Here is a 10,945-nt window from a genome sequence, read left to right on the forward strand (position 1 = left end):
GAGTGCTCCTTCGGGCATCGGCGGCAGGTGTGCTATCACACTTAGGCGCACCCTGGCTGCGCCGCCAGTATCCTTTCATGCCCCTGTCACACCGGGCTGCTACCTCTGACAATCTCTCAGCCACTGCTTGAAAGAAGAATGATGACCCGTTTTCTCCGTTTTACCGCGATCAGCTTTGTTGCCCTTGGCCTGGCCTCTGCAGCCCACGCACAGGAAGCGCGCAATGTGATCCTGATGATCAGCGACGGGGCGGGCATGACGACCTGGCAGGCGGCCAGCCATTACCGGCATGGCGAGCTGGGCGGTGAGGTCTATGACGGGTTCGATGTTCACGTCTTCATGTCGACCTATTCTCAAGGCCGCGAAGGCCGTGAAGCAGGCAGCTATGAAGCTGCGCCGGCATGGGACGGCACGCCCGCCGGTGATGTGTTCGAGACCCGCGGAGGCAGCTATCCGCAGGGCTTTGAAGGCTACCGTTATCTGCGCACCAACCCTACCGACAGCGCGGCGGCGGGTACGGCGCTGGCCAGCGGTGTGAAGGTGCATAACGGCGCGCTCAATATCGCGCCGGACGGCACCAGGCTCGCCCATATCGGTCAGACGCTGGCCGCCAATGGCGGCGTGTTCGGCTCCATTTCGGACGTGTACTGGAGCCATGCCACCCCGGCGGCGTTCCTCGCGCACAACATTTCGCGCCAGAACTATGAAGAGATTGCCCGCCAGATCGTGACCGACAGGGCCGCCACCGTGGTGATGGGTGCAGGCCATCCCTATTTCGACGATAACGGGCTTCCGCGCAGCGGCGAGGATGTGGATTACAGCTATGTCGGCGGGGCCGATACCTGGCAGGCGCTCAGCGCCGGTGAGGCGGGCTGGACCTTGATCGATACGCTGGAGGGCTTTGCGGCGCTGGCGTCCGGTGAACAGGAAGCCGCCGCTGGCGATCGTATAATCGGCACGGTTCCGGTGGCGGCAACCATCCGCTTCGGACGTGACGGCGAGGGCATGAATGACCCACTCATCCCGGCCGTGCCGGACCTTGCCACAATGAGCACCGGCGCGCTCAACGTGCTCAACGCGCAAGACGCACCCTTCTTCCTGATGATCGAAGGCGGCGCGGTGGACTGGGCGGCCCATTCCAACAATCTGCCGCGCATCATTGAGGAGCAGGTGGCTTTCAATCTGGCCGTGGAGGCCGTGGTGGACTGGGTCGAGACGCACTCCTCCTGGGAGGAGACGCTGATCGTTATCACCACCGATCACGGCAATGGCCTTCTGCTCGGCCCGGACTCGCTGGATGAGGCCTTCCAGAATGTCATCGGTCAGGGTGCAGGTATGCTGCCGCTGGCGCGCTGGCACACCGATAATCACACCAACGAGCTGGTGCCGCTCTGGGCGCATGGCGCCGGCGCTGACCGGATCAGGGCCAAGGCCACGCAGCGCGATGACGGGCTGGCGGCTTGGGGCATCACGCCGGAGAACCGCATCTATCTGGATAACACCGCGCTGAACCGGGCCATGCACGATGCGATGGGGCTGGAGTTTGCGAACTAGCCAACGCCCTTGCGCGCGGTGGACCTTCGCCGTACATCGGTCCGGCGCGAGCCTGTCGCGGGTGTAGCTCAATGGTAGAGCAGAAGCTTCCCAAGCTTAAGACGAGGGTTCGATTCCCTTCACCCGCTCCAGTTTATCTATTTAATATATTGATTTATAAGATGGGTGCGCGCTTCCGACTGGACCGCATTCACAAACATACTGCAGTTTTTGCGGTTGATTGTAGGCTCATTGAAGGCGCTGCCGCTGCCAGTTCCCCGGCCGCGTTTTCGTACTACCGTCACTGATGATCACTGATGCCGATGACGGTCAGCACCATCTTCCCAAGCGACGTCGAAGGCTGGCCTCATAAGCTAGTTTCAGAAGGTTGCCTGGTTTCATTGCCGTTGGATTTCTAGTGCAAGCCACATCATCCCGCCAATTCGGGCTCATACACGAGGCTTCTCAGGCTTGCCTCAAATTCCCCGGGGCCAGCCGTCAGATCAATTGTCTTGAACCGAAACCTGTGGCCCTGAAGGGTCATCCCCTCATCGACGCTGCCTCCTGTCTGAGGGTGCAGCAGCATCCCTTCCGCTGTCAGGGTCGCGGGTTCTTCCGGCTGCTCTTGACTGCGCAGATAGGCGTAAAGCTGATAGATGTAGCGGCTCTTGAGAATTTCATTGCGATAGGCGGAACTCGTGAATATCGCCGTGAATTTCGTGTCGATCACCATGCGGCGCCCGGTTGCCTCCTGGTTCAACTCAATATCGATCTGCATGCCAGGAAGGATCGCGGCGATCCCAGGCGAAGGCGCTTCAACAGGCCATGATAAGCGCTTGCCTTGGCTTACCGTCCAACCGTGAGGGTGCAACTCAAGGCGCAGGGCGTTGCCTACGGCCCGTTCAAATAGGCGGCGGACCAGATGATCATTGCTATCAGGCAGCTTGCCCCAGACATCCCCCGCGCCTTGTGTGGGGATAATCGTATCAAAAACCATGCGCGCCAGAGCGACCATGAAACGGTCCGCACTTTCATTGCGACCGATCTGGTCGCTGGCCAGTTCAGCCCACGACGGACGAGAACCGATCACGCCCATTCGTGTGAAATCACTCGCCAATTGCCTGCAGCGATTTGCAATCAGATCGTCTTGAACGCGGCTCGCCAACTGTTGAAGGGCTGCCTTTACAAGCCGGTTGCGCGGGGTATCCATCGTATGTTCTTCGAAGCGGCAAGCGATGCGCCCCCGATCCATTAGCTGGCGGGTCGTGGTCTCCAGCATATCGATGCGGCCACGAACCCGTGAAAGCGTGGCCGCTCTGGAACGGTATCCTCGTGAGAGGTCTCGTCGAAGGCGCTGATCAACGACATCTGTCAACAGCCTTGCCACCAAATCCGGAAGATCCCGGGCCGTTTCAACCTGATGATCAAACCTGCCCCTGAATTGCACCAGATCAGCCGCGTAGAGAAAAAGCAGCCAGATGTTGCGTAGGGGGATGGCGTTGGCCATCAAAGGCCTTCACGCAGCGCCTGGGCCGCACCCCGAGCGCGATCAGGGGCATCGAACCAGTATTCTTCCAGCAACGGGCCTATCTCGGTATCGACCACTTCAGCAAACCATGCTGAATGGTCATGGATGTTCTCGTCTGTGGGCGTGACATATGAGTGCCCCACCCGAAACTGCGGCCCTAACGCCCGATCCTGGGCGATTGTTTCGTTCAGCGTGAATATGCGATCCCGGATCAGGGTGATCATATCGTCTGGGAAATTCTTGGCGCGGCACCAATTTTCCCATGCGGTATTCAATAGCGGCTCCAAGGTTACAAAAGCAAACCTGCGACGCAAAGCCAGGTCGACCAAGGCAAGCGAGCGGTCGGCGACATTCATGGTGCCAATGAGATACAGATTATCAGGCACATGAATCTTCTCACCCGGCATCTTCCGATAGGCCAGCTCGATCGCATCTGCCCGGCTGCGCTTGGTGTTTTCCAGCAAGGTCAACATCTCGCCGAACACCTGTGCCGGATTTCCACGATTGATCTCCTCGATGATCAGGACATGAGGCAAATCAGGCTGGGCACGGGCAGCGTCGACCACTTGCAAGAAAATACCGTCCGTCAGTGTCAGGCCGCTACTGGAAGGGCGATACCCCCGCACAAAATCCTCGTATGACAGTGAAGGGTGAAACTGAACGGAGCGCAGCTGGTCAGGCTGGGGCGCCCTGCTACCGATGTGCGCCTTGGCCAATCGCTTTGCTAACCACGTCTTTCCAGTGCCTGGCGGTCCCTGAAGGATGAGGTTCTTCTTCGATGACAGGCGATCAACGAGGCCCTGCAAGGCATCACGTCCCAGAAAACCGCCTTCGGCAATGATGTCGTCCACCGTGTAAGGATGGATCTCCATCATCGGCGAAGCGTCATCTTCGGAGGCATGTTCCGCTTCTGCTTCGCTCAGCGGATCGACCTCTGGCGCGAAGCGCTCTGCCCAGTAGGTGTGACGGAGGAAATAGTCGTAATCCTGACCGGCACCATGAAAGGTGAACGCAACAAGTCGTCGCGCCAAGTCCTCGTCTTCAACGCGAGCACGGGCAAGGGTGTTTCGGTAGGTGTAGAAATACCAGTCCTTGGGTGGATCCAGCTCTTGCCAATCGACGTCGACCGTCATGCCGTCACCGCGGTTTTCTGTTATCGTGCCGATGGCCTTGATCCGCATGACGCTTACGGTACGGCCATGATTTTCGAATGGAACGTGATGTTTTTGGGTAAAAGAGGCTTTGATGGCGATACGATCACCAGGCTTCATCTGCCTGACAAGCGCCGAGAATTTATCTTCATCGCCATTTTGCCAGATGCCTTCTTCCAAAAACCTGTTGGTCTGGTCGCCATCGGACCACATTGAGCCAACAAACCAGTAATGCACCCTTTCAGCACCAGGGTCATCGCTGGGAGCATCCTGGTCATCTTCATCGCCTGCAAACTTGACCCGCGCCGTCCGGAAGATGTCGGCTGCCCATTCTGACGAAAGATCAGCGGTCCGGCCCTGCTCTGTTAACTGCCAGACGCCTCGGCCCGGCGAGGTCAACATTCCGGCGTTGGTCAGATAGAGGCGCGCAAAGTGTACCCTGTTCTCGAACTTCGAGCGGCCATTCTGATTGGTGAGCGCTAGAAACTCCTCCGGTATCTCATGCCGCTTAATTAGCTCACCAATGACTTCACGAGGGCGGGCCTGGCCACCGAGATCCCTCATGATCTCGATCACGGGTGCGAAATAGCTGACGAATTGTGGTACGCCCTCGATCTTCAGCTTGTGTAAGCCCACGACCCTGCCTCCCCTTGCAACTGAAGCGAGAATGTCAGGATCGCTTACAAAGGCCAAGGCGTTGGGTTGGGATATGAACATGTCTCCGGTGCCCACAACCGAAAAGCGCACGCGCCCCATTTTGGTCGTGAGCACCTGAATCATCGAGCGGCCGACGCTCCGATCTGTCGGAAAACAGAAAATATCCACAAGTATTGATCTTAATATATGCAGAGTTGCATCTGTTGTTTGGCAGCTGCATTGTTTGCAGGGCTCGTCGCGGCCATAATAGTTGTGGAGTTGAGGGGCCGATCCAATTTGGTTGCGCCCCGCGTATCCGCGCGTCCGCGCCTCACTGCGGGCAAAAGTGCCCGGCGGCCCTTGGCGTTTCGGAGAGCGGAGCGCCGGGCGGGTGCCATGACCCCTGACAACAATGATGAAGGCTCAATTCCTTTCACCGTCGATTTGCCGGGCTGTTGCCTGCGTCCGTCTGGCGCTGTTCACGCCCGCGGACGGCTCGCGGACGGCCCGCGCGGCACTCGCTGCCCATTCCCGCCTTCACGCGGCCACGCCGCCTTCAGCAACTTTCTTCACCCAAGGTGATCCACCCTCTTCAGTATCGCGTATTCGATACAAGATACCGCTTCCCGGTATCCGCGAGGCTGGCCGGCTTCCCCCGGACGCCCGGCCTCGTTCCGGCAATAGAAACGGAGACTGTTCGATGCGTATGACCGCCATGATTTCCTCGACCGCTGCCGCTGCCGCGCTTCTGGCTGCGCCGGTACTTGCTGACCATCACCGCGGCCCGGCCGACATTGTCGACACGGCTGTCGCTGCGGATGATTTCAACACGCTGGTGGCTGCCGTTCAGGCCGCTGACCTTGTTGATGCGCTCAAAGGCGAAGGCCCGTTCACGGTGTTTGCGCCGACCGACATGGCTTTTGCCGACCTGCCCGAAGGCACGGTAGACACCCTGCTGATGCCGGAAAATCAGGCCCAGCTGCAGGCCGTGCTCACCTATCACGTCGTGCCGGGCAGCTACACGTCAGACAGCGTTGGCCCGGGCAGCTATGATCTTGAAACCCTGCAAGGTTCGACCGTCAATGTGGTCGTTGGTGAAGACGGCTCGGTCACGGTGGATGGCGCCAATGTCATTACCGCTGACATCGAAGCCTCCAACGGCGTGATCCATGTGATCGACGCCGTCATCCTGCCGAACTGATCCCCTCCATAGATTCGGCATGTCAAAGGGCCCGTCACGCTCCCCGGTGGCGGGCCCTTTTTGTGCTTGCTATTCGCCGGCTTCCTCGCTGGCCTTGCCGCTGGCTTCGATCACTTTCAGCTCGGTGTTTTCCGGCGCGTCGGAGGCTTTGAGCGCGCCCTTGCGCCGCGAAGTGCGCGGCAGGGAGACGGTCTGCACCTGGCTTTCCATGTACTCGATGATAATGCCCGCGACGTCCTTTTCGCTGGTGCGCTCAATGCCTTCGAGGCCCGGCGAGGAGTTTACTTCGAGGATTTTCGGGCCGCTATTGGAGCGCAACAGGTCCACGCCCGCGACCGAGAGGCCCATCGCCTTGGCGGCCTTGACGGCGGTTGAGCGCTCTTCTGGTGTGATCTTCACAGCCTCTGCCGTGCCGCCCCGGTGCAAATTGGAGCGGAATTCGTCGGCGGAAGCCTGACGCTTCATCGCCGCGACCACCTTGCCGCCGACAACAAAGCAGCGAATGTCCGCTCCGCCCGCTTCCTTGACGAACTCCTGCACGATGAAATTGGCTTCCAGCCCCCGGAAGGCGTCGATCACGCTCTCGGCGGCCTTTTTCGTATCGGCCAGCACCACGCCGCGCCCTTGCGTGCTCTCCAGCAGCTTCACCACCAGCGGCGCGCCGCCCACCAGCTCGATAAGCGTCTTGGTGTCCTTGGGCGAGTGGGCGAAGGCGGTGGAGGGCATGCCGATGCCTGCGCGGGCCAGAAGCTGGTGCGCATAGAGCTTGTCGCGGCTCGCGCCAATGGCGGCAGCCGGGTTCAGGATATAGGCCCCGGTCATGGCAAACTGGCGGATCACGGCCATGCCGTAATTGGTCATCGACGCGCCGATGCGCGGGATCACCGCATCAAAGCGCGGCAGGCGGCGGCCATCATAATAGATCGCGGGCGAGAGCGTGTTGATGCCCATGGAACAGCGCGCCGTATTGATCATCTCGGCGACATGGCCGCGATCCTCAGCGGCCTTTTTCAGGCGTTTGGAGGAATAGTTGGTAGGCTCGCGCGTCAGGATGGCGATGCGAAGCGGGCGCTTGACCGGCTTCTGGCGCGGATAATCGGAATAGACCTTGTAGCCGATCTTGCCCTGCACATAAGAGTCCGCCGGGTTCACCACGATACCGTCGCGTATGGCCGTGCGGCCCAGCAGCATGCGGTAATTCATGCTCTCCCGGTTGGTCAGGGTCAGCTCGATCGGCCATTGGCGCCCGCCAACATCGACCATTGCCTCGATCACCCAGCGCAGCTCGGACTCGCCATTGGACGAGGTAACCTCGCGCCGGTCCACCGCCGGGGCCGCGCAGGTGATCTCCACATCAGGCTGGCTCGGGATGGGATGGATGACAAAGCGCACCTGGGGTGCGTCATCCGGCCCGAACGGCTCCACAGACACTGCATGCAGCGCAGACGTGCGTGCGCCGGTGTCCACCTTGGCCTTGATTGCGGGAATGCCCAGCTCCGGGAAGGACGCCCACTCTTCCCATCCCAGTATGAATGGCTGATCCATCAAATCCTCAATAGCCTCTGGCGTCCTGATCCTGATTGCGGGGTATGCCCGCCTGCCGCGTGCCTTAGCGCGCAATTTCGCGCGCGTCCATCGGGCCCGCTAGCTGGCGCAAAGTCAATTTCTTCCCGTGCGGAAAGATATATCTGCAAGCCACCTGTCTCGACCTGCATCGCCACGGCCCCCATGTGTGGTCTGAGATATTGCACAGGAGAGTCTCCATGGCCGGAATTTATCGCCCGCTGGTGAAGCTGACACGCGGCATGGCCGCCTCTGACGGGGCAGGGGTCAAGATGACCCGCCTGCTCGGCACCCCGGAACTGCGCGTGCTGGACCCGTTCCTGATGCTCGACAAATTCCACTCCGATAATCCGGACGACTATATCGCAGGCTTTCCCGAGCATCCTCACCGTGGCTTTGAAACCGTGACCTACATGGTCGCAGGCCGGATGCGCCACAAGGACAATAAGGGCCATGAAGGCGTGATAGAGCCGGGCGGCGTGCAATGGATGACCGCCGCTGGCGGGATCATCCATTCCGAAATGCCGGTGCAGGAAGACGGGCTGATGAGCGGCTTCCAGCTCTGGATCAACCTGCCGGCCGCCGAGAAGATGAAACCGGCTGCCTATCAGGAATATGATTCTGACGAAGTACCCTCCGACATCCGAGAGGGTGTGGTGGCAAAGATTGTCGCCGGGCGCACCTCCGCCGGCGTTGAAGGCCCGGTGAAGAACATCACGACGCAGCCTTTCTACGCTGAGCTCGTTATGGAACCAGGCGCTGTGTTCGAGGAGCCGATACTGGCCGACAAGACCACCATCCTCGCCATCCATACTGGCGCGGTCAGCATCTCCGGCATCGCCCTGCCGGAAGCGCACCTGGGCGTGTTCGGCCCCGGTGACACGGTGCGTATCGAGGCCGGGCCGGAAGGTGCCCGCGCAATCCTGGCCGCCGCCTATCCTATTGGCGAGCCGATCGCCTGGGGCGGGCCGTTCGTGATGAACACGGAAGGCGAGGTGCGCCAGGCCATGCTGGACTACCAGATGGGCCGGTTCTGACTTTCGCGCGTTAGTCAGTTAGCAGCAGAAAAAAAGGAGACCGCCTATGGGACGGCTCGTGGACGGCGTCTGGAAAGACGAATGGTATGACACCAAGAGCTCGGGCGGAAAGTTCGAGCGCCAGGACAGCGTGTTCCGTAACTGGGTGACGGCAGACGGCTCAGCCGGACCCAGTGGAGAGGCAGGCTTCAAGGCCGAGCCCGGACGCTATCACCTCTATGTATCGCTGGCCTGCCCGTGGGCGCACCGCACGCTGATCTTCCGTCATCTCAAAGGGCTGGAAGAGATGATCCCGGTCTCGGTCGTTCACTGGCTGATGAAGGAAAACGGCTGGACCTTCAAAGATGGCCCTGGCGTGATCCCCGACCCCCTGCACGGCGCCGACTATATGTATCAGGTCTATACGGCGGCCAAGAGCGACTATTCCGGCCGCGTGACCGTGCCCGTATTGTGGGACAAGCAGAAAAACACCATCGTCTCCAATGAGAGTGCGGACATTATCCGCATGTTCAATTCCGCCTTCGATGAGGTGGGCGCGGCGCCGGGAGATTACTATCCCGAACCCCTTCGCGGCGAGATCGATGCCTTGAATGAGCGCATCTACCACACGGTCAATAACGGGGTTTACAAATCCGGCTTTGCCACCTCGGCCGAGGCGTATGAGGAGGCGGTCACGGCGCTTTTTGAGAGCCTGGGCTGGCTGGAAAGCCTGCTGTCCGACGGGCGAGAATACCTGACAGGCACGCAACTGACCGAGGCCGACTGGCGGTTATATACCACGCTGGTGCGCTTTGACCCCGTCTATCACGGCCATTTCAAATGCAATCTGAAACGCCTGATCGACTATCCGCATCTGGCCGCTTACGCGCGCCGTCTGCACGGCCTGCCGGGGATTGCCGGTATCTTCAATCTCGAGCACGCCAAGCGGCATTATTATGAGAGCCATGACATGATCAATCCGTCCGGCATCGTGCCACTGGGGCCGGATGTGCACGTGGCAGACGGGGGTTAGAGTCCGGTCTGTTCGCAAGTCCCGGCCAAGCGCAGCGCAGAGCCGGGACCTTGTGCAGACTATGCGTAGAGAGGCCCCGGATCGCTTCGCGTCCGGGGTTTCATTGTTGGGGGGGCGGCCCAGCATCTTCGCCCTTTGCCAGCCATCGGTTCCGGGCCTTGCAAGCGGGTTCTTCGTTTCTGAGGATCACAGGCGCGGCGTACTGATCGCTGCGATTTTCCTGCTGGCCGGTTCCCCGCGCTGGAAGCGATACCGGTTGCCGGGGATTTTGCGACCGCGGCCCTGGCCAGCTACGCCAATGTGCTGGCAGCCGCCTCGGTGATGGTGATCGTCATGGTCACTGTCGAGCGCCTCATGGCTGCCAGGTCCGGCGGCTGACCCCTCCGTTCGTTCAGACAGCACGACCCCGCCCGGAGCCAATCCGGGCGGGTTTTCTGTGGGCCGCCCCCTGCGTCCCGCGCACCCCTTCCATTGTCCTGACCGGCCCGCCTGCATTATGGTGCGCAATGCAATGCAGCTTGAAAGAGGTTGGGCCCGCATCCTCCTCCACCCTGTTTGCAGCTTGGGAGCGCCCTTTGGGGAAGGCTAAACTTGAGAATATCGCGGCCCTGCTCTGGCAGTTCCGCCGCCGTACAGGCCTGAAGCAGGAGGCGGTGGCTGAACATCTCGGCGTCAGCCAGGGCTATTACTCAAGGCTGGAGAGCGGCCGGCTAATGCCCTCAACGGCGGTCTATAACCGTATCACCGCGCTGGTTGCGAGCCCGGCTTTCGAGGATGCGGCCGTGCGCTGGCGCAAGGCGGTGCGGCACAGCTACTCCCCTGTCAGCATGGTCGTTGCCGACCGGGACACGGTGCGCATTCTGGAGGTATCGCAGGGCTTCCGGGCCATGGGCGGCGTCTATGCCCGGCTCCGGACCTGGGATGTGCTCGAAAACATTCTCGGCGAGGATTTTGACCGGCAGGCGATCAAACTCAGAGCGATGGGTGCGTTTGATGGCGCACTGAATCTTGTTCGCAATATCTGGGTTGCCGGGGGGGCGGAGCAGACCGCGTTCTTTAAGGCCGTGACCACCGTGCTGCCCGATGAAAACTACAAATACGTTCTTTACAGCCAGAATGTTGAGATCAGCGAGCAGGAATACAATTCCTACGCTCCTGATGAGCGCATAACGGCTCTTGAACGTTAGCGCGCTGGCCGCCCTTCTGGCCCGGTGCCATGACAGGCCGGCGGATAATCCGCCTGCGCTCACCCCTTCCATTGCCAGGGCGCGCGCGCCTGCGCTA

Annotated in this window: 8 protein-coding genes and 1 tRNA gene; 6 read left to right on the plus strand and 3 right to left on the minus strand. The window is 60.5% G+C overall.

The genetic code is table 11. From position 1 onward, the window contains the following. Window positions 1-141: 141 nt before the first annotated feature. Both X907_RS03150 and X907_RS03155 read left to right on the plus strand, forming a co-directional pair. A complete protein-coding gene (locus tag X907_RS03150) occupies window positions 142-1,554 on the plus strand; it encodes an alkaline phosphatase (protein WP_170175442.1) in 1,413 nt (470 codons plus the stop codon). Between the two features lie 57 nt (window positions 1,555-1,611). Beyond that, window positions 1,612-1,685 (plus strand) — tRNA-Gly (locus X907_RS03155). 278 nt (window positions 1,686-1,963) lie between these two features. On the opposite strand, the gene mcrC is transcribed toward X907_RS03155, so the two are convergent. Both mcrC and X907_RS03165 read right to left on the minus strand, forming a co-directional pair. Further along, the gene (gene mcrC / locus X907_RS03160; protein ID WP_127565600.1) at window positions 1,964-3,040 is read right to left on the minus strand and encodes a 5-methylcytosine-specific restriction endonuclease system specificity protein McrC; all 1,077 of its coding nucleotides are present in this window, start codon (window positions 3,038-3,040) and stop codon (window positions 1,964-1,966) included. Next, entirely contained in the window at window positions 3,040-4,992 is a 1,953-nt protein-coding gene (locus X907_RS03165) for an AAA family ATPase (protein ID WP_233352503.1), read from the minus strand. Before X907_RS03165 ends, mcrC begins: the two co-directional genes overlap by 1 nt. Window positions 4,993-5,554: 562 nt before the next feature. Between X907_RS03165 and X907_RS03170 the strand changes: the two genes are divergently transcribed. Then, complete coding sequence (locus tag X907_RS03170) at window positions 5,555-6,049, plus strand: fasciclin domain-containing protein (RefSeq protein WP_373870267.1); 495 nt, start codon at window positions 5,555-5,557, stop codon at window positions 6,047-6,049. A gap of 69 nt (window positions 6,050-6,118) precedes the next feature. On the opposite strand, the gene rimK is transcribed toward X907_RS03170, so the two are convergent. After that, window positions 6,119-7,594 (minus strand): 30S ribosomal protein S6--L-glutamate ligase, encoded by a 1,476-nt coding sequence (gene rimK, locus X907_RS03175; protein ID WP_127565602.1) that lies wholly within the window; start codon window positions 7,592-7,594, stop codon window positions 6,119-6,121. A 218-nt stretch (window positions 7,595-7,812) separates the two neighbouring features. On the opposite strand from rimK, the gene X907_RS03180 reads away from it, so the two are divergent. From X907_RS03180 to X907_RS03190, 3 genes are all read left to right on the plus strand, one after another. Beyond that, the gene (locus X907_RS03180) at window positions 7,813-8,649 is read left to right on the plus strand and encodes a pirin family protein (RefSeq protein ID WP_127565603.1); all 837 of its coding nucleotides are present in this window, start codon (window positions 7,813-7,815) and stop codon (window positions 8,647-8,649) included. Between the two features lie 46 nt (window positions 8,650-8,695). Continuing rightward, window positions 8,696-9,661, plus strand: coding sequence for a glutathione S-transferase family protein (locus tag X907_RS03185; RefSeq protein WP_127565604.1), 966 nt, complete (start codon window positions 8,696-8,698; stop codon window positions 9,659-9,661). A gap of 575 nt (window positions 9,662-10,236) precedes the next feature. Beyond that, window positions 10,237-10,848, plus strand: a complete 612-nt coding sequence (locus X907_RS03190) for a helix-turn-helix domain-containing protein (protein ID WP_170175443.1) — start codon at window positions 10,237-10,239, stop codon at window positions 10,846-10,848. Window positions 10,849-10,945 lie beyond the last annotated feature (97 nt).

The sequence above is a fragment of the Glycocaulis alkaliphilus genome, from assembly GCF_004000605.1.
Lineage (GTDB): Bacteria > Pseudomonadota > Alphaproteobacteria > Caulobacterales > Maricaulaceae > Glycocaulis > Glycocaulis alkaliphilus.

Coding starts and splice junctions, on each gene's coding strand:
- mcrC (WP_127565600.1), bottom strand. CDS start 3,040: ATGGCCAACGCCATCCCCCTACGCAACATCTGGCTGCTTTTTCTCTAC.
- X907_RS03165 (WP_233352503.1), bottom strand. CDS start 4,992: ATGATTCAGGTGCTCACGACCAAAATGGGGCGCGTGCGCTTTTCGGTT.
- rimK (WP_127565602.1), bottom strand. CDS start 7,594: ATGGATCAGCCATTCATACTGGGATGGGAAGAGTGGGCGTCCTTCCCG.
- X907_RS03170 (WP_373870267.1), top strand. CDS start 5,555: ATGACCGCCATGATTTCCTCGACCGCTGCCGCTGCCGCGCTTCTGGCT.
- X907_RS03180 (WP_127565603.1), top strand. CDS start 7,813: ATGGCCGGAATTTATCGCCCGCTGGTGAAGCTGACACGCGGCATGGCC.
- X907_RS03185 (WP_127565604.1), top strand. CDS start 8,696: ATGGGACGGCTCGTGGACGGCGTCTGGAAAGACGAATGGTATGACACC.
- X907_RS03150 (WP_170175442.1), top strand. CDS start 142: ATGACCCGTTTTCTCCGTTTTACCGCGATCAGCTTTGTTGCCCTTGGC.